The organism is Bradyrhizobium sp. SZCCHNR1002 (assembly GCF_032381435.1).
GTDB lineage: Bacteria > Pseudomonadota > Alphaproteobacteria > Rhizobiales > Xanthobacteraceae > Bradyrhizobium > Bradyrhizobium aeschynomenes.
In genome coordinates, this window is the sequence record NZ_JAUHIS010000001.1 from 1,023,830 (window position 1) to 1,042,032 (window position 18,203).

At 66.8% G+C, this 18,203-nt stretch carries 18 protein-coding genes; 10 read left to right on the top strand and 8 right to left on the bottom strand.

The window, feature by feature from the left end:
- Positions 1-3 precede the first annotated feature (3 nt).
- From QX108_RS04505 to QX108_RS04535, 7 genes are all read left to right on the top strand, one after another.
- On the top strand, positions 4-360 hold the full coding sequence (locus QX108_RS04505; RefSeq protein WP_172109449.1) for a cupin domain-containing protein: 357 nt from the start codon (positions 4-6) through the stop codon (positions 358-360).
- Positions 361-588: 228 nt separating this feature from the next.
- Positions 589-759 (top strand): hypothetical protein, encoded by a 171-nt coding sequence (locus QX108_RS04510; RefSeq protein ID WP_315720324.1) that lies wholly within the window; start codon positions 589-591, stop codon positions 757-759.
- 186 nt (positions 760-945) lie between these two features.
- Entirely contained in the window at positions 946-2,112 is a 1,167-nt protein-coding gene (locus QX108_RS04515; protein WP_315778544.1) for an amino acid aminotransferase, read from the top strand.
- 16 nt (positions 2,113-2,128) lie between these two features.
- Complete coding sequence (locus tag QX108_RS04520) at positions 2,129-2,752, top strand: YitT family protein (RefSeq protein WP_315720326.1); 624 nt, start codon at positions 2,129-2,131, stop codon at positions 2,750-2,752.
- Between the two features lie 224 nt (positions 2,753-2,976).
- Positions 2,977-4,041 (top strand): ketopantoate reductase family protein, encoded by a 1,065-nt coding sequence (locus QX108_RS04525; RefSeq protein ID WP_315720327.1) that lies wholly within the window; start codon positions 2,977-2,979, stop codon positions 4,039-4,041.
- Between the two features lie 128 nt (positions 4,042-4,169).
- A complete protein-coding gene (locus tag QX108_RS04530) occupies positions 4,170-5,183 on the top strand; it encodes a Na+-dependent transporter (protein WP_315778543.1) in 1,014 nt (337 codons plus the stop codon).
- A gap of 124 nt (positions 5,184-5,307) precedes the next feature.
- On the top strand, positions 5,308-6,189 hold the full coding sequence (locus QX108_RS04535; protein WP_315778542.1) for a transporter substrate-binding domain-containing protein: 882 nt from the start codon (positions 5,308-5,310) through the stop codon (positions 6,187-6,189).
- 129 nt (positions 6,190-6,318) lie between these two features.
- Here the strand turns inward: QX108_RS04535 and QX108_RS04540 are convergent, their stop codons facing one another.
- The 7 genes from QX108_RS04540 to QX108_RS04570 form a co-directional block, all read right to left on the bottom strand.
- Positions 6,319-6,987, bottom strand: a complete 669-nt coding sequence (locus QX108_RS04540; RefSeq protein ID WP_172109456.1) for an amino acid ABC transporter permease — start codon at positions 6,985-6,987, stop codon at positions 6,319-6,321.
- A gap of 31 nt (positions 6,988-7,018) precedes the next feature.
- Entirely contained in the window at positions 7,019-8,269 is a 1,251-nt protein-coding gene (locus tag QX108_RS04545) for an FAD-dependent oxidoreductase (RefSeq protein ID WP_315778541.1), read from the bottom strand.
- A gap of 15 nt (positions 8,270-8,284) precedes the next feature.
- Entirely contained in the window at positions 8,285-9,043 is a 759-nt protein-coding gene (locus QX108_RS04550; protein ID WP_315720331.1) for an SDR family NAD(P)-dependent oxidoreductase, read from the bottom strand.
- 142 nt (positions 9,044-9,185) lie between these two features.
- Positions 9,186-9,464: a hypothetical protein gene (locus tag QX108_RS04555; protein ID WP_315778540.1), complete on the bottom strand. Its 279-nt coding sequence runs from the start codon at positions 9,462-9,464 to the stop codon at positions 9,186-9,188.
- A gap of 82 nt (positions 9,465-9,546) precedes the next feature.
- On the bottom strand, positions 9,547-11,073 hold the full coding sequence (locus QX108_RS04560; RefSeq protein WP_315778539.1) for a peptide ligase PGM1-related protein: 1,527 nt from the start codon (positions 11,071-11,073) through the stop codon (positions 9,547-9,549).
- A complete protein-coding gene (locus QX108_RS04565) occupies positions 11,070-12,152 on the bottom strand; it encodes a M14 family metallopeptidase (RefSeq protein ID WP_315778538.1) in 1,083 nt (360 codons plus the stop codon). Before QX108_RS04565 ends, QX108_RS04560 begins: the two co-directional genes overlap by 4 nt.
- A 71-nt stretch (positions 12,153-12,223) precedes the next feature.
- The gene (locus QX108_RS04570; protein ID WP_315778537.1) at positions 12,224-13,171 is read right to left on the bottom strand and encodes a GlxA family transcriptional regulator; all 948 of its coding nucleotides are present in this window, start codon (positions 13,169-13,171) and stop codon (positions 12,224-12,226) included.
- A 110-nt stretch (positions 13,172-13,281) separates the two neighbouring features.
- Between QX108_RS04570 and QX108_RS04575 the strand changes: the two genes are divergently transcribed.
- On the top strand, positions 13,282-13,980 hold the full coding sequence (locus tag QX108_RS04575; RefSeq protein WP_315720336.1) for a DJ-1/PfpI family protein: 699 nt from the start codon (positions 13,282-13,284) through the stop codon (positions 13,978-13,980).
- Between the two features lie 97 nt (positions 13,981-14,077).
- Here the strand turns inward: QX108_RS04575 and QX108_RS04580 are convergent, their stop codons facing one another.
- Positions 14,078-14,488, bottom strand: coding sequence for an NADH:ubiquinone oxidoreductase subunit NDUFA12 (locus tag QX108_RS04580; RefSeq protein WP_315720337.1), 411 nt, complete (start codon positions 14,486-14,488; stop codon positions 14,078-14,080).
- Between the two features lie 162 nt (positions 14,489-14,650).
- Between QX108_RS04580 and QX108_RS04585 the strand changes: the two genes are divergently transcribed.
- Together QX108_RS04585 and QX108_RS04590 are read left to right on the top strand one after the other, a co-directional pair.
- A complete protein-coding gene (locus QX108_RS04585) occupies positions 14,651-15,325 on the top strand; it encodes a BA14K family protein (RefSeq protein WP_315778536.1) in 675 nt (224 codons plus the stop codon).
- A 463-nt stretch (positions 15,326-15,788) separates the two neighbouring features.
- The gene (locus tag QX108_RS04590; RefSeq protein ID WP_315778535.1) at positions 15,789-18,077 is read left to right on the top strand and encodes a CHASE3 domain-containing protein; all 2,289 of its coding nucleotides are present in this window, start codon (positions 15,789-15,791) and stop codon (positions 18,075-18,077) included.
- Positions 18,078-18,203 lie beyond the last annotated feature (126 nt).

The window sequence follows — 18,203 nt, forward strand, 5'->3', positions numbered from 1 at the left end:
CGCATGAAGACCGTGAACCTCGCCGACAAGCTGAGCCAGTTCGCGAGCCATTGGGACCCGCACGTGGTCGCGGACTACAACGACAATGACGTGATGGTCGTGAAATTCATCGGCGAATTCCCGTTCCACAAGCATGACACGACGGATGACTTCTTTCTCGTTCTCGAAGGCGAGATGGAGATGGACATCCAGGGGGAGCCCTCGCGGACGGTGAAGGCTGGCGAGTTGTTCGTCGTTCCCAAGGGCGTCGTTCACCGTCCGCGCGCGGCAAAGGAAGTCAAGGTGCTCCTGATCGAACCCAAGGGCGAACCGAATTCCGGCGACGCCGACCGCGAACCCGCGCCAAAGCCGCGGATCTGACGCGCCGGGAAAAGTCAGAGCTTCGGGCTTGAAGTATCCAATCCACAGGAACAGGCGAGCATGACAGACATGGAGACAATTCTGGAGATTGCGCTGGCTTGCTTCAGGCCCGAAGAGTGGGACGAGATCAAGCGGATCTGCCCGGATCTGCACGACACCTAAGAGGAATGGCAGGCCAGCGCTCAGGAGGTCATCGATACAATCGGGAGCCACCCGAACGAGCGGGTCGTGAAAGTCATCCTGACCGCGGCCGAGCTTCGGAAGTGGCAGCGTGCGACCGGACGAAAAGTCGATGGCAAGGTTCGCTCCCAGCTCACCGCCAAGCGGGCCGGCAAGGCCGACATCGAGCCTTCAGAACCAGACCTCGCGCCCAGGTCTGACGCAGGTGACCACGGCTGACGCTGGTCGCCCAGCGCGTTGTTGTGCATTGCGACGGGCTTGCGCCACGACCGTCCATGCACGAAACGAGGCGGAGCACCGCCGAAATGTCCGCTGTTTTTGCAACGCAACCGAGATAGTGTCCCGGCGTCGCGACAACGGCCCATGGTCGGCTGGCGCGCCCCACTCGGAATAGGATTGCCTCCAATGTTCGAACGTCTGACCCGCCAGCCCGATGATCCCCTGCTCGCTTTGATCGGCATCTTCAAGGCCGATCCGCGCGCCGACAAGGTCGATCTCGGCGTCGGCGTCTATCGCGACGAGGCCGGCAACTCGCCGATCTTCGGCGCGGTGAAGGCTGCCGAGCGATTGATATGGGAGAGCCAGAGCAGCAAGGCCTATGTGGCGCCGGAAGGCGACCAGGCCTTCCTGGACCTGCTGTGGACGATGGTCGGCGGCAAGGCCTCACCGGTGCACGCCGCCGGCGTGCAGACCCCCGGCGGCTCCGGCGCGCTGCGGCTCGCCGCCGACCTGATCCGGCAGGCCGGCACCGGCAAGATCTGGCTCGGCCTGCCGAGCTGGCCCAACCACGCCGGGATCTTCGAAGCCGCAGGCCTTGCGATCGAGACCTACCCCTATTTCGATGTCGCCTCGCAGACCCTTCAGCTCGATCGCATGCTGGAGGCGCTGCGGCGCGCGGCGCCCGGCGATGCCGTCCTCATCCACGCCTCCTGCCACAACCCCACCGGCGCCCCGCTGGCCGCGCAGGACTGGGCCCGCATCACGGACGTGATCGCGACCCGTGGTCTCGTGCCGCTGATCGACTCGGCCTATCAGGGCTTCGGTGCCGGTCTCGACGGCGACGCCGCCGGGCTGCGCGGAATGATCGCGGCCGTCCCCGAGGCGCTGCTCGCGGTGTCCTGCTCGAAGTCCTTCGGCCTCTACCGCGAGCGGACCGGCGCGCTGTACGCCGTCGCCGCCGCGCAGGCCACGGCCGAGACGGCACGGTCCAATCTCGTCGCGCTCGCCCGGACCAGCTATTCCATGCCGCCCGACCATGGTTCGGCGATCGTGAAGACGATCCTCGGCACGCCGGAGCTGTACGCCGACTGGAGCAGCGAGCTCGAGACGATGCGCCAGCGACTGGCGGCGCTGCGCCACGCCTTCGCCGAGGCGCTCGGCGGCCGCTGGTCCAACACCGTCGCCATCGGCGTCCAGGAGGGCATGTTCTCGCTGCTGCCGGTGACGCCGGCGGAGGTGATGACCTTGCGCGAGAAGCACGGCGTGTACATGCCGACCTCCGGCCGCATCAACATCGCAGGCCTCAAGCTCGCCGACGTCGCGCGGGTCGCCGGCCTGTTCAAGTCGCTCTGAGGCGGCGAGCGTCGAGATGACCGGCGTGACCGAGGCGGTGGTGCAGGAGCGTCACAAGCTTTACGAAGACGCGATGGCGCTGACCTTGGGCACGCTGTTCGTGTCGCTCGGCATGCTCATCTATAGCAAGACATTGCTGCTGGTCGGCAGCACCGCCGGGCTGTCGCTGCTGCTGAGCTACGTCAGCGGCTACGGTTTCGGGGTCAGCTTCTTCCTGATCAACCTGCCGTTCTATGCGCTGGCGATCCGGCGCATGGGCTGGCCGTTCACGATCCGCACCTTCGTGGCCGTCGCCCTGGTTGCGGTATTCTCGCGGCTGACGACGATTTGGGTCGACATCAGCCATATCGACCCGCTCTACGCGACCGTGATCGGCGCCGGCCTGACCGGGACCGGCCTCTTGATGCTGTTCCGCCATCGCACCGGGCTCGGCGGCATCAACATCCTCGCGCTCTATCTGCAGGAGCACTGGAAGATCCGTGCCGGCTACTTCCAGCTCGCGGTGGATGCGCTCATCATGATCGTCGCGTTCTTCGTGATTCCGGTCGACCGGCTGGCCCTGTCGGTCCTGGGCATCGTGATCGTCAATGTCATCATCGCCATCAACCACAAGCCCGGGCGCTACATGGCGCTGAGCTGAGGCGCCCCATACGGCCACCCGCGCCGGATGCCGCACTGCCGCGCCGCACCTTGCCAGACGGCTCATTCCATGGGATGAAAGCTCTGGTATGCCAGCAATCGAGGCAATGGGTTACCGCCTCCGTCCGCCCCTCCGGGGCGTCTGACGGCCTTCTCGGTGCGGCTGGATCACCAATAAGAAAAGCAAACGCACAATCTCAAGCCAATCTCTGGGGAGACCAAGGCATGGCACGCAATATCCTGATTCTCGGAGCCTCCTATGGCTCCCTCCTCGGCACCAAGCTGCTGATGGCCGGCCACAACGTGACGCTGGTCTGCCGCAAGAAGACCGCCGAGCTGATCAACCGCGAAGGCACGGAAGTCCGCATCAAGCTGCGCGACGAGCCGGCTCACCGTTCCATCTTCTCGCGCGATCTGCCCGGCAAGCTCGACGCCGCCACGCCCGACAGTGTCGACCTGTCGCGCTATGACCTCGTCGGCCTGGCGATGCAGGAGCCGCAATACACCAACCACACCATCCGCGTGCTGATGGTCAAGATCGCCGAGGCCAAGCTGCCGTGCCTCTCGATCATGAACATGCCGCCGCTCCCCTACCTCAAGCGCATCCCGGCGCTGGCCGACAGCGATCTCGAAGAGGCTTACACCAACGCCCAGGTCTGGGAGCGCTTCACCCCTGGTCTGGTGACACTGTGCTCGCCGGATCCGCAGGCGTTCCGTCCGCCGGAGGAAGGCGCCAACGTGCTGCATGTCGGCCTGCCGACGAACTTCAAGGCTGCCGCCTTCGAGGACGAGAAGCACAACGCACTGCTGCGCGAGCTGGAGCGCGACATCGATGCCGTCAGGCTCGATGGCCAGGACGTGCCGGTGAAGCTCAAGGTGTTCGACTCGCTGTTCGTGCCGCTGGCGAAATGGTCGATGCTGCTGACCGGCAACTACCGCTGCATCACGCGCGGCGAGCCGCAGGCGATCCGCGATGCCGTGCATGGCAATCTCGCTCTGTCGAAGTCGATCTACGAGCATGTCGACGCGATCGCGCGCAAGCTCGGCGCCGATCCGAGCGACCAGGTGCCGTTCGAGAAATACGCCAAGGCCGCCGAGAGCCTGCTCAAGCCGTCCTCCGCGGCGCGCGCGGTCGCCGCCGGTGCCCCCTTCATCGAGCGCGTCGACCTGCTGGTGAAGCTGATCGCGCAGCAGATCGGCATGCCCAGCGCCGAGATCGACCAGACGGTGCAGACCGTCGATTTCAAGCTCAATGAGAAGATCGTGCTGGGCGGCTCGACCGCGCAGTGACGCACGCGCTGCGGTCGGCGCCCGCAAAGCCGGGTGCCGACATCGTCCGTAACGAGATGTGACTTTGCAGGAACGCGCGGCCATCGCATGGTTCGCGCGTTCTTTGATTCACATCGTTCGGAATGAAGATGCCGCCCTCCGGGCCTCTCGCTCTCCCCCTGCAGGCTCTGAGCTGGCTCGGCAACCAGGGCACGCGCGCGATCGTCGCGGTGCTGCTGGCGGCGATCGCGGTGCCGCCGCTCGGCGAGCTGGCGCGGCCCTACGTCACCGAAGCGATTTTTCTACTGCTCTGCATCTCGTTCATGCGCGTCGACGTCGCGATGCTGCGCGCCCATCTGCGCCGCCCGCTGCTGGTGGTGGCGGCGACCGCCTGGACCACCATCGCCGTGCCCGGCCTCGTCGGCAGCATCGCGCGCCTCACCGGCGCCGATGCCGCCGCACCCGACCTCACCCTCGCGCTGATGCTGCAGGCGACGGCTTCGCCGATGATGGCCTCGCCGGCGCTCGCGGCCTTGATGGGACTCGACGCCACGCTGGTGCTGATCACGCTGGTGACCTCGACCGCGCTGGTACCGCTGACGGCGCCGGTGTTCGCCTATGTGTTCATGGGCGAGACCTTGTCGCTATCCCCGGCGACGCTCGGGCTGAAGCTCGCCGGCATTCTCGCCGGCGCGCTGGCTGCGGCCACCGCGATCCGCCTCGTCTTCGGCATTGAGACGATCCGCCGCCACCGCGCGCCGATCGACGGCTTCAACATCTGCATTCTGTTCGTGTTCGCTTCCGCCATCATGGCGCACTTTCTGGCAGATCTGCTGGCAGCCCCGTTCCGCATGCTGGGACTCGCGGTGCTCGCCTTCGCGGTGTTCTTCCTGCTGCTGGGGACCACGATGCTGCTCTTCCGCAACGCCGGCCGCGAGCGCGCGATGGCGCTGGGCATGATGGTGTCGCTGCGCAACATGGGGCTGATGCTGGCCGCGACCGAAGGCGCAATCCCGGGCACCACCTGGCTGTATTTCGCGATGAGCCAGTTTCCGATCCACCTGGCGCCGCAGCTGTTGCGCCCATTCGCCGAACGCCTGCGATCCTCATCACTTCCATCAGGCGGGACTGATCACGTTGCGATCAGCCCTGCACGCGAATGAGGCAGCGCAGCATCGCGGCGCCGCGGCCACTCGGTCATTAGGAAGGCTGCTATCAAGTCCGACATGCTTGTTGCTGGCGCGCACGGTCAACGCTACGCTCCGTGCATTCGTGCAGGAGGTTGATGTGACCACATCAGACGATCAGAAGATTTCAGAGGACCGCCGCGAGGCGTTGCGCTACGCGCTCGCGATCGGCTCCGGCGCCGCGCTGGCGTCGGCCATGACGACGACGCCCGCCTCGGCGCAGGCCGCCACTGACAACACGCTCGACCGCGTGCGCGCCAACAAGGTGCTGCGCATCGCCGTGCTGCCGGGCGAGCTGCCCTATTTCAACAAGGACCTCGCGTCGGGCACCTGGTCCGGCTTCTCGATCGAGATGGCCAACGACATCGCCAAGCTGCTCGACGTGAAGCTGGAATATGTCGAGTCGACCTATGGCAATTCGGTGCTCGATCTGCAGGCCGGCAAGATCGATCTCGGCTTCGCGCTCAACCCGACGCCGCAGCGTGCGCTCGTGATCGACTTCTGCGGCACGGTGTTCCCGCATCCGTTCGGCGCCATGCTGAAGAAGGGCATGGAGGCGAAGACCTGGGCCGACATCAACAAGCCCGAGGTCAAGATCGCGGTCGACGTCGGCTCCGCCAACGAGGCCGTGGCCCGGCGCTTTGCGCCGAATGCGACCATCAAGTCGCTGAAGTCGCGCGACGAGGTGATGCTGGAGATGGCGTCGGGCCGCGTCGACGTCGTCGTCAACGCGCTGATCCTGGGGCTCACCGCGATCGCCAAGAACCCCAATCTCGGCACCTACAAGATCCTGCAATCGCCGTCGGTCGCCATCCCCTCCAGCATGGGCGTCCGCCGCGAGGCCGACAAGCGCTGGCGCGACTTCCTGGCGGTGTGGATCGACTACAACAGAGGCATCGGCCAGATGCGTGAATGGTTCGTCAAGGGCCTCGGCCTTGCTGGGGTCAAGGCCGAGGACGTCCCGGTCGAAGTGAATATCTGACGCCATCGCCACACGCACCGCCGTCATGGCGAGGAGCGCAGCGACGAAGCAATCCAGGGCTACGCGTGCCGCCCTGGATTGCTTCGCTGCGCTCGCAATGACGGTGAGGATGTTGCTACGCCGAGCCTCTCACGCCTTGTCGTAGCTCATGCCGCGCTCGAAGCGCCGGCCCACGAGCGTCGCCGGAAACAGGATCGCGAAGTAGATGATCGCGATGATGGTGTAGACCTCGAGCGGCCGGTAGGTGTCGGCGTTGATCAGCGTCGCGTTGTAGACGAGATCCGGCACCGCGATCACCGACACCAGCGAGGTGTTCTTCAGCTGCGTGACCGACTGGTTGACGTAAGGCGCGAGCATCGGCTTCAGCGCCTGCGGCAGGATCACGAGCCGCATCATCCGCCACGGCCGCAGGCCGAGTGCGCGGGCGGCGTCCCATTGGCCGCGCGGCACGCTCTCGATGCTGCCGCGGATGATCTCGGCGTAGAACGCCCCGCCATACAGCGACAGCACCGTGACGGCCGCGACATGCGCGGGAATGTTGACGCCGATCACCACCGGAAACGCGTAGTAGAACCAGATGATCTGCACCAGCAGCGGCGTGCAGCGGAACAGCTCGATATAGGCGATCAGCAGCCAGTCGATGACCACGGGCCGTCCGAGGCGGACGATGCCGACGACGAGCCCGATGATCGTGCCGAGCAGGATGGTGCCGAGCGTGTAGGCCATGGTCCAGCCGAGCCCCACCCAGAACAGATGGCTGTACTTGGCGAGGATGGCGAAATCCCAGGTGTAGTTCATCGCAGCTCCGAGGTGGCGCGCTCGCGGCCCATCACAGATACCGGCCCGGAGCAAACGCCGAGGCATCGAACGATGGCGCCTCGCCGGCGATCATCGCGGCGATCGCCGCGCCCGTGGCCGGCCCCGTGGTGAAGCCGATGTGCTGATTGCCGAATGCAAGCCACAGGCCGGAATGTCGCGGTGCCGCCCCGATGATCGGCAGCGAATCCGGCAGGCTCGGTCGCGACCCGCGCCAGGGCTGCGCCACCGCGTCACCGAACTCGACCACGCCGCGCGCCAGCGGCACCACCTGCTCGAGCTGGGAAAAGTTCGACGGCGCATCGCGATCGGTCAGCTCGACGCCGGAGGTCACGCGCACGCCGTTCTCCATCGGCGTCATCAGGAAGCTGCCTTCCGCGTCATGGATCGGCCGCAGCAGCTTGCGGTTCGCATTTGGCGCAAACTCCTGGTGATAGCCGCGCTCGAACGCCATCGGCACGCGATAGCCGAGCGGCCGCAGGATGTCCGGCGACCACGGCCCGAGCGCGACCACGACGTGACGGGCGCGGATCTCGCCGTCGCCGAGCACCACGCGCCAGCCGTCGCCGTCCGACGACAAGGCCCGGATCTCGGACTGCCTGAGCACGCCGCCCGCGCCCTCGAACATCCGCGCATAAGCCTTGGTGACGTTGCCGGGCGAGTCGACCGACGCCGTCTGGCTGTGCAGCAGGCCCACTTTGTAGACCGGCAGCATGTTCGGCTCGAGCGCCGAGATCGCCTGGCGGTCCAGCAACTCGCTCTTGATGCCGTACTCGGCCAGAAAATCCTGCTCGGCCTTGGCCGCGCCGAGCGCCTCGCTGCGCCAAGCCTTGAGCCAGCCGGTCTCGCGGATGCGCTGCGGCTCGCCCGATCGGACGATCCAGTCGCGATGCAGCTTCAGCGATGCGCCGATCAGGCCGTGCAGCGCGGTCGCGCGCGGCCTGACGCGGGACTCCACCGCATTGGCCAGGAAGCGCAGCACCCATTCGACGTTGCGCAGCGTCCATGCCGGATCCCAGCGCAGCGCCGCGCTGTTGTTGCCGAGATAGGACGGCAGCGCCCGAAACAGCGAGGGCTTGTTGAGCGGCAGGATCGAGCCGGAGGAGAGAATGCCGGCGTTGCCGTACGAGGTCTCCTCGCCCGGCGCCTTGCGGTCGACCAGCACCACCGACAGCCCGCGCTCGCGAACGGCGTAGGCCGCGGAGACGCCGACGATCCCGGCTCCCAGCACGATGACGTCGGCGGCCTGCGGAGGACTCTGCATTGATCTGAAATCCATCTACATCAGGGTCAGGCCGCCATCGACCGGCAGCACGGCGCCGGTGATGTGGCCGGCGTCTTTCGACAGCAGGAAGCCGACCGCGGCCGCGATGTCGTCCGGCTCGGCGAGCCGCGCCTGCGGATTGGCCGCGGCGGCCTTCTGCCAGGCCGCCGGATCGAGCGAGCCGAGCCGGCCTTCGTCCTTGCGGGTATAACCGGGCACGACGACGTTGGCGGAGCCGCCGGTTGCGGCGAGCTCGATGGCGAGACACTTCACCAGCGCCTCCAGCGCCGCCTTGGCGGCGGCCGACGCCGGAAAGGTGCCGCCCGGCACGAAGCGATGCGCAACGAAGCTGGAGATCGCGACGACCCGCGCCGCCCCGCTCTGCAGCAGGTCCGGCAGCGCCGCGCTCGCCAGTTCATGGAAGGCGGCCGGCATCACCGCCAATGACCGATCGAGCCCGTCCCGCGGCAGGTCGCGAAAGCTGCGGCGATCCGCAAAGCCGGCGGCATGCACCAGCGCGTCGATGCGACCGAACGTGGTCCGCGCCGCCATCGCCAGCTCGGTCGCGACACCGGGCTTCGCCAGGTCGCCGCAATGGAAGCCGACCTCGGCACCGGCCTGCCGGCACGCCGCGGCGACATCGCGCAGGCGCGCGAGCCCGGCGTCGTCGGCGCCCTGCCCGTGCAGCATCAGTCCCTGCCCAGGCGCGGCCACGCGGCGCGCCACGGCAGCGCCGATGCCGGCTCCGCTGCCGGTGATGATGGTGACACGCATCGCGTCCTGATCCGCCCCTCAGTTTCGCGGGGCGAACTATAGGTCTCACGCCTGCCGATGCCAACACGCGGACGGACATGCGCCGATGTCCGCCGCGCGGGACTGCATCTCACCTTCGGCCGTCAGAGAACCCAGCCCAGGCTCAGCACTTGGCTCCGACGCTGCAGGTCTTGGTCGATTGCGAGATCGTGCCGCCGGCCAGGCGACATGCGGCGGCGTTGGCGTTCACGCAGGCCACCTTCGCGGAGGTGCAGCCCGCATGGTCGTTCTTCACACATAGCGTCTCGCTGTAGGTGCTCAGAACGTTGCTGCCCTTCTTGCAGACACACATCCCGGTGACCTCGGCCTTCGCGGCAAAGGCGAGGTCGTGACCGCCGACCGAAACAGCAACAAACAAAACCAGAAGCAGAAATGCACGCATCATATCCTCCATCTCAAGTGGCAATATACATACTATGCGCGCTTCTCACCCGTGATACAACTTGAAATTGTTTCAATTGAAATCAATCGGCGGCGTCGAGAACCGCCACCGCGCGTCTGTAGAACTCGGCCGCGCGGTCATGCGTCTGGCCGATGCAGACGACACCCAGCTTGCCGAACTCCGACAATGCCCCGATCAGGTGGAAGGCGACGCCCTCGCCCGCGGCGGCGTGGAAGTGGAGGCCGTTGACCACGGCGATGTCGACGAGGTCGTCGGGCATCAAGCCGCGATAGGCGCGGCTTTCGAGATTGTCCGACGCGTAGTAGCAGCGCGGTTGGCCTGCGGGCGTGAGGAATTCGCCGCTCCCAGGATCATAGCGCCCATCGGTGAGGAACTGCAGCATCAGGAACGGATGCGTTGTGCCGCCCTTGCGCAGATTGATCTCGATCGCGACGTGGCGCCAGTCCGGCCCGTCGCGAACGGAGATGAAATCGACCCCGAGCCGGCCGATCACGCCCTTGCGTGCGAGCGCTTCCGCGACCGCCATGCCGCGGGCCTGGATGTCACGGCGATAGGCGCCATCAGCGGGAAACCGGCAGCCGAGAAAGATCTGCCCGCTCGGTCCGCCCAACACCTGATCGTGGGTCGAGACCGCATCGACCCGGCCGAGCGGGTCGATGCGCAACTGCGCAGACGGCGACTGCTTGACCTGACCCGGAATGAACTCCTCGACGATGCCGCCCATCCCGCGCAGCTTGGCTTCGAAGATCTCCCAGCTCATGCCGCGGGCTTCGAACGCCATGTCCGGCAGGCGATCACGCAGCCATCGCGGCAGGCCGCGATCGTCGGGAGCCGCGCTGAGATCGATGATGGCATTGCCCTCGCCGGAAAATCCTTCGTTGAGCTTCACCACCGCCTTGCGCAGCTCCGGCCTGCGGCGCTTCAGCTCCGTCAGCGCATCGGTAAGCGCTCCGGCATCGGAGAGATCCTCGAAGCCGTCGGGCAGATCGATGCCGACCTCCTTGAAGATGCGGCGCGAGCCGCTCTTGGATCCCCATGATGACAGCGCCGGATCGCAGCCATAGATCGGCAAACCCAGTTCGAGCGCCAGCCTGCGCTCCAGCTCGGTCACGGTGAAGCAGCTCAGATGCCCAGGGCCGCCCTGCGCCAGCGCCGCGCGAAGGCGGCCAAGAAGACGCGGACGCGCGAGGATCTTCTGTGTCAGCGGGGCGGCGGACGCATCATCGCAGGACAGCAGCGTCAATCTCGCGCGGGCGTGCCCGCCCGGCACGCCGGGCAGCAGGTGCAGATAGTAGTCGATGATGGTCTCGGAGATCGCCGTACTCGTGAGATAGATCACGCGGGTGCGCGGCATGCGCAGCAGGAGAAGCAGGCACAGCATGCGCTCCTCGTAATGATGCACGCCGGAGACCTTGGCGAGCACCTCGGGGTCGAGGCTCAGGCTCGGCACGATCACCACCGTGCGCGGCAGGCCGGGATCGTCGAACAGCGCCGTGTAGGAGGCGGCGAACTGCGCCTGCAGCGCGGCGAACCGGGCGCGCTCGGCGGCGCCGATGCCGTCCTGCGGAGGGAGCGCGGCGCACGTCATTTGCGCGACCTCTGGGGATCGTTGAGCCGCCGCCCGTCGCGGCCGATGCGGTGCATGAGATAGCCAAGGCAGTCGAGCCTGACGGCATCGGGATCGCGCGTCAGCATCGCCGGGATGGCGTCCTGCGCCAGACGGATGTCGCCGCCGCCATAGTCGAAGTAATCATCGCCGTTTTCGGCGGCGACGACCTCGAGCCGGCAGGTCCCGGCATGCGTTCCGAACGACACACCGGCCTCGAGTTCGGCGAAATTCAGTTGATCGAGATCCGGGCGGAAGCGGAAATCCGCATCACGGCCGTCGAATGAGAACGACGCAGCCGCCGGAACCTTGATGATCGCGAAGGTCCGCATCAGATCGATGTCGGCATCGCCGACAGGATGGCCGGGAAAGTGCTGCAAGGTCAGGGCCGCCTCGATCAGCTCGACGGCATGCGCGACCCCCGCCTCGACGCCCGGCTGGCCGCATTCGACGGTGATGGCCGGACACAGCCGCGACAAGGCCGCCGATTGCACGCCGACAGGCTCCTCGAAATACACGACGGTGCGGCCGAACAGCCGCGCCAGCTGCAACGAGTCGTCGTCGCAACGATTGACGCAGGCATAATGCGGGTTGTTGCCGGTGTTGTTGTGGATGTCGATGCTGGCGAACAGCTGCGCACCCGCGGCGCTCGCCACGACCTCGCGCATGATTGCGGCTTCCGGCGACGAGGCATCCGCGGTGCCGGGCCAGGCGCGGTTGTAGTCGTGCTGGCCGGGCAGCGTGCGCACGCCAGCCCTTGCGGCAGCGACGTTGCCGACGAGCAGCTTGATGGCACGGGCCTGCGGCCTCCCCCTCGCGCGCTTCAGGACGGTCTGGATGGCACGCCAGCCGGTGTCCTCATTGCCGTGCAGCAGCACGCTGACAAACAGCGTGCTGCTCTGCCGGCCCGGCAGATCGAACAGCGACGGCCCGGGCAGATGCCGCCACAGCTCCGGCGCCGACACGTCGAGCAGCACGTCGGGAAAGTGATCGAACCTTGCGAGCGAGAGCGGACGACCCTCGCCCGGGCACGCCGCGCGTTCAGCGCCATCAGCCGTCAATTTGTCCTGCCTCGAGAGCCGCGCAATTGAACGAGCCTAGTCTCGCCCTGCCCCCTGCCCACTGATTCAGATCAACCAGCGGCCACGGTGCGCGCGGCCCGCCGCAGCGCCTGCGGCGGCTGGCCGAAGGCGCGGATGAAGGCGCGGCGCATCCGCTCGGGATCACGAAAGCCGGTCGCTGCGGCGACCAGCTCGATCGGCTGGTGCGAGGCCTGCACGCGATCGCGCGCGACCTCCAGCCGCAGGCGCTCGATCGCCTTGGACGGCGTGGTGCCGGTCTCGGCGACGAAGGCGCGGGTGAAATGGCGCGTGCTCATGCCGACGCGCTCGGCGAGATCGTCCACGGCCAGCGGCGCATCCAGATGCTCGCGCGCCCAAGTGAGCAGCTCGGCAAAGCGGCCATTCGGCGCCTTCAGCTCCAGCAGCGAGGAGAACTGCGACTGCCCGCCGCTGCGGCGATGATACAGCACGAGCTGACGCGCGGTCTTCTGCGCGATCTCCTCGCCGTGATCCTCGGCGATCATCGCCAGCGCGAGATCGATGCCTGCAGTGATGCCGGCCGAGCTCCAGATCTGGCCGTCGCGGACATAGATGCTGTCCGGCTCCAGCTTGACGTTCGGATAGGCGCGCAGGAACTGCCGCGTGCGCTGCCAGTGCGTGGTCGCCCGCCGCCCGTCCAGCACGCCCGCTTCGGCCAGCACGAAGGCGCCGGAGCAGATGCTGGCCACGCGGGTGCCGCGGCCCGCAAGCTTCTGGACGAAGTTGAGGGTGCATGCATTGCGGCTGGCCGCCTCCACCCCGTCGCCGCCGGCAATCAGCAAGGTCGAAAACGCCGAGACGGGACCGAATTTCCGCGCCACCATCTCGATCCCCGATGACGATCGCACCGGCCCCGGCTGCGCCGCAATCACCCGGATCGACGGTGCAGCCCGCGCATAGCGCGCGGCGATTTCGAACACCGAGATCGGCCCCGCGGCGTCGAGCAGTTGGAAGTCGGGGAAGATCAGCACGCCGATCATGCATGGGCTCCGCGAGCGCGCGTCCGAAATCGAGGGAACTTCGACATATGAGACGGCCAGCGGATCATGCAGGATGGCGGGCGTCAATCCCTGTTCCGAACGAGCGCACCATGGCCGAACCACTTTCGATTGCTCTTGTCCTGTTCCCGCATGTCACCCAGCTCGATCTCACCGGCCCCGTGCAGGTATTCTCGAGCGTGCCCGGCGCCACACTTCATTTGGCGTGGAAGAGCCTCGAGCCCGTCCCGACCGACTCGGTGCTGACCTTGCTGCCGACCACGACCTTCGCCGACTGTCCTCAAGCCGACGTGATCTGCATTCCCGGCGGCTTTGGCGTCGACGCCATCCTCAACGACGCCGAGGTCATCGACTTCATCCGACGTCAGGCGGCGGGTGCGAAATACATCACCTCGGTGTGCACCGGCTCGCTCGCGCTCGGCGCTGCGGGCCTGCTCGACGGCTATCGTGCTGCGACCCATTGGAGCGCGCGCGAATGCCTGCCGCTGTTCGGCGCAACCGTCAGCACCGAGCGCGTCTGCATCGATCGCAATCGCATCACCGGCGGCGGCGTGACCGCCGGAATCGATTTCGCGCTGACCCTGGTGGCGCAGCTGGTCGATCGAAGGACCGCAGAAGCGATTCAACTCCGGCTCGAATACAACCCGGCGCCGCCCTTTACGGCCGGTTCGCCGGACACCGCCCCGCCCGAGGTGCTGTCAGGCATGCTGGAGCGGATCGCACCGTTCCGGAAGCAACGCATCGCCGCGGCGGAGCGCGCGGCAGCCGGTCTCAGCCCGCCGCGACGGTGACGGCGGCGAGCCCACGGGCTCTGGGCTGCCGGACAGCAAAAAGGCCGCCCGAAGCATCGGACGGCCCGTTGAGCAGATGATCCCCAGCAAAATCGAATCAGCTGCCGGGGGTCCAGGGCTGATAATCGCCGGTCGCCTTCGGGCGGCGGCCGCTGGCCAGGGTCGATCCCGCCGGGCGGTAGGCGAGCGGCGTCCCCGTCAGATTCGGCAGGTGCGGCTTCTCCCATTCACGCGACTTGTAGCCGTCCTGCGTCGGCGGCACGTCGACCATGTGATGCATCCAGGCGTGCCATTCCGGCGGAATGCGGCTGGCTTCGGCAAGGCCGTTATAGATCACCCAGCGCCGCTCGAAATGCAGCACCGGGTCGATCTTGCCGCCGGCGGTCCGATAATAGCGATTGCCCTGCGCGTCCTGTCCCACCAGCTCGCCGAAACGCCAGGTCCACAGCTGGGTGCCGAAGGTCTGGCCGTTCCACCACGTGAAGAGCTTGAGAAAGAACTGTTTCATGCGCCTGGGGCCGGTTCTGTGAAGGTCCCGGCTCTGATGCCACCGCGCTTGCGACTTGTCCAGTGTCGCCCCGCCGGCGCCCGCGACGACGCAACGGTTCGCACCGGGGAACGACATCCGCTGCCTGCGGTTAGGTCACTTTCCCCTGATGGAGCGACATCGATGACCAAACTGAAGACATTGAGCGCCGCCGCGGCCGTGGCGCTGATTCTGCCGCTGGCGGCAGCGACGACGAGCTTCGCCCAAGGTCCCGGCGGCGGCGGTCGCGGTCCTGGCGGCGGCGGTGCGGCAATCGGCGGCGGTGGCGGTGGCGGTGCAGCCATCGGCGGTGGTGGCGGCGGCGCGATGGGCGGCGGCGCTGCGATCGGCGGCGGCGGCGGGCGCGGCGGCTTCGCGGGTGGCCCCGGTGGCGGCGGCAGCTTCGCCGGACGTGCAGCCGTTGGCGGCGCAGGATTGATGGGCCGTGGTCCGGCGGCCGGAGCCAATGTCGCCGTGAACAATGGCGGCGGCCGCGGCAATTGGAGTGGCGGCAATTGGAGTGGCGGCGGCTGGCATGGCGGTCATCACGGCGGCTGGCGCCACCGCGGCGGCGGCTTCTGGCCGGGCGTGGGCGTTGGCGTCGGGATCGGCCTCGGCAGCTCCTATGCCTACTACAATGATCCGTACTACTACGGGAACGGCTACTACAACGACTACTCCTACTATGACGACTCGGCCCCGGTCGCCGTGGTCGGCCCGGAGCGCGACGATGCGTATTGCGTCCGGCGCTTCAAGTCCTACGATCCCGCTTCCGGGACCTATCTCGGCTATGATGGCCAGCGTCATCCCTGCCCGTAAACGCAGCGCAATTGCATCACACGACACGGGGGGCGGCGAGGTAATTACCTCGCCGCCTTTGCTTCGAGAACGCCTCAATGTTTGTTGTTCTGTGTCCAATACGCCACGTTGCAGACTGAAATTCGACGAAATTTCAACAATGTGCCCCGCGGCGTGCAGATGTATTGCTCGTTCCGGTCCAATATCGATTGAGCTCGTGATTCTGCTTCGATGAGCTGAACGCAGGCCCGGTTGACGACTGCTGATGGAACCTCGATCGCGCAGACCCGAGCGCAGTGCAGATCACTGTGCGCCAGCGGTTATGTCGCTCTCGAACGCGCCAAAAACTTTCGAACAAGGAGGCGCGCCTTGCCGACATATCATCACCGCTTTCGACGCAGCGGCACCGGAACTCGGGTGCATCAGGCTGGCCGGGACCATTCCCGAGCTGCATGCGATCCATGTCGATGACTGAGACACGCGGATGATTCATCAGCGCCTCGCTTTGGGGCTCGGGCTTGGAACTCTGCTGGCGATCGGCGCTGCGTCGACGGCGCTCGACATCAAGTCGCGCCAGGACGCGGCCTGGGTGACCTCGTCGCTGAACATCCTGCAGCGGACCTCCGATCTGCGGCTGTTGCTCAGCGAAGCCGAAGCCACCTCGCGGGGGTTCGCGCTGACGGGGACCGAGCCGTTTCGCGCCGAGTTCAACGCGGTCAACGCCAAGATCCCTGCCGCCGTCGCCGATCTGCAGCGCGCGGTTGCCGACAGCCCGATGCCGGCGCAGCTTCTGAACCAGACCGAAGCCCTCATCAGCCGCAGGCTCGAGATCGCCTCGGACGTGATCCGTCTGCGCGCGGCATCGGACCGCGCTGGGCTGGAGGCGCTGGGCAGCAGAGCCGAGGGGCCGGCGACCATGAGCGCGATCACCGCCAATCTCGATCGCTTCGTCGCCGATCAGCGCAAGCTGCTGGCGCAGCGCTCGGCGACGTCCAAGGCCACGGGAGCGCTGCTGCTGGCGATCGACCTGTGCGGCCTGGCGCTGCTGCTGATCATCGCCGGATACCTGATCCGCCGTGCCTATTACGACGATCAGCTGCTGCGGGCCTCGCTGGTCCGCTCCGAGGCCGAAGCCGTCTCGCTGGCCGAGAGGGCCGAGAAGCAGCATCTCGATCTGGTCGAGGCCCACGAGAAGCTGCGCCATTCCGCCGAGATCCTGCAGAGCACGTTCAACAGCATGGCCGAAGGCGTGCTCGTGATCGACGCCGCCGATACCGTCGTGTTCTCCAATCCTGCCGTCGAGCACCTGCTCGGCTATCGGCACGGCCGCAAACTGTCCGAGGTCAGGTCGCGGCTTCGCGTCTACGAGAGCGACGGCATGACGCCGATTGCGGCACACGATCTGCCGACGCCGCGCGCCTTGCGGGGCGAGTCGTTCGACCGGCACGAGGTCATCGTCCACCAGCCCGACCGGGACGAAACGCTTCGCCTGATGATCAGCGGCCGGCCGCTGCGCGACTCGGCCGGAGGCATCACCGGCGCGGCGATGGTCTATCACGACATTACGACGGCGCACGAGACCGAGCGCCTGCTCCAGCAGGCGCAGAAGCTGGATGCGATCGGCAAGCTCACTGGCGGTGTCGCGCACGATTTCAACAACATGCTGACGATCATCACCGGCACCATCGAAACGCTGGCCGACGAGGTGAAGGACCGCCCCGCAGCCGCCGCCACGGCCGCGCTGATCGGCCAGGCTGCCGACCGCTGCACCGAGCTGATCCGGCATCTGCTGGCCTTCGCCCGCAAGCAGCCGCTGCATCCGCGCGACAGCGACGTCAACAGCACGATCCTGGACATCGCCAAGCTGCTGCGACCGACGCTGGGCGAGCAGATCGAGATCAACTCGATACTGGAGGAGGAAACGCTGATCGCGCATATCGACTCCGCGCAGCTCGCCAACTCGCTGGTCAACATGGCCATCAACGCCCGCGACGCGATGCCCAATGGCGGCAAGCTGCTGCTGGAATCGCGCCGGGTCGAGCTCGACGAAGCCTATGCGGCAGCCAATGCCGGCGTCACCCCGGGCTCCTATGTCATGGTGGCGGTGAGCGATACCGGAACCGGCATGTCGCCAGAGGTTCGCGACCGCGCCTTCGAGCCGTTCTTCACCACCAAGGGGGCCGGCAAGGGCTCGGGCCTCGGCCTGAGCATGGTCTACGGCTTCGTCAAGCAGTCCGGTGGCCACATCAAGATCTACAGCGAAGAGGGTCGGGGCACCACGATCCGCCTCTACATCCCCGTGCCCAAGGGCCTGCCGGCCATCCCTGCCCCGCCCGAGCCGCCGCCGCCACGCGGCGAAGAGACGATCTTCATCGTCGAGGATGATCCGCTGGTGCAGGACTTCGTCGTCTCGCAACTCCAGAGCCTCGGCTACAAGACCATCACCGCGTCGACCGGTGTCGAGGCGCTGGCCAAGATCGACGCCGGCCAGCCTTTCGATCTGCTGTTCACCGACGTCATCATGCCCGGCGGCGTCAATGGCAAGGAGCTCGCCGAGGAGGCGCTGCGGCAACGTCCCGGCACCAAGGTGCTGTACACGTCCGGCTATACGGACAATGCCATGGTCGAGCACGGCCGCATCGACCAGGCGGCGTTGCTCCTCACCAAGCCGTATCGCAAGTCGGAGCTGGCCCAGATGGTGCGGCGCGCATTGGTCGGCCCGGCGGAGGACACGTCGACCGCCGAGGCGCAACGGCGCGCGCATTCATCCTGACCGCCGCCCGGAACCTGAACCGCGAGCGGCCTGACAAATTGAGATGGAACTCAAACAGACGATTGGCAGGACGCGCGCTCTTGCTTACAACTCATGACATTCCCTGACCGAATTGTTCGCCGTTCA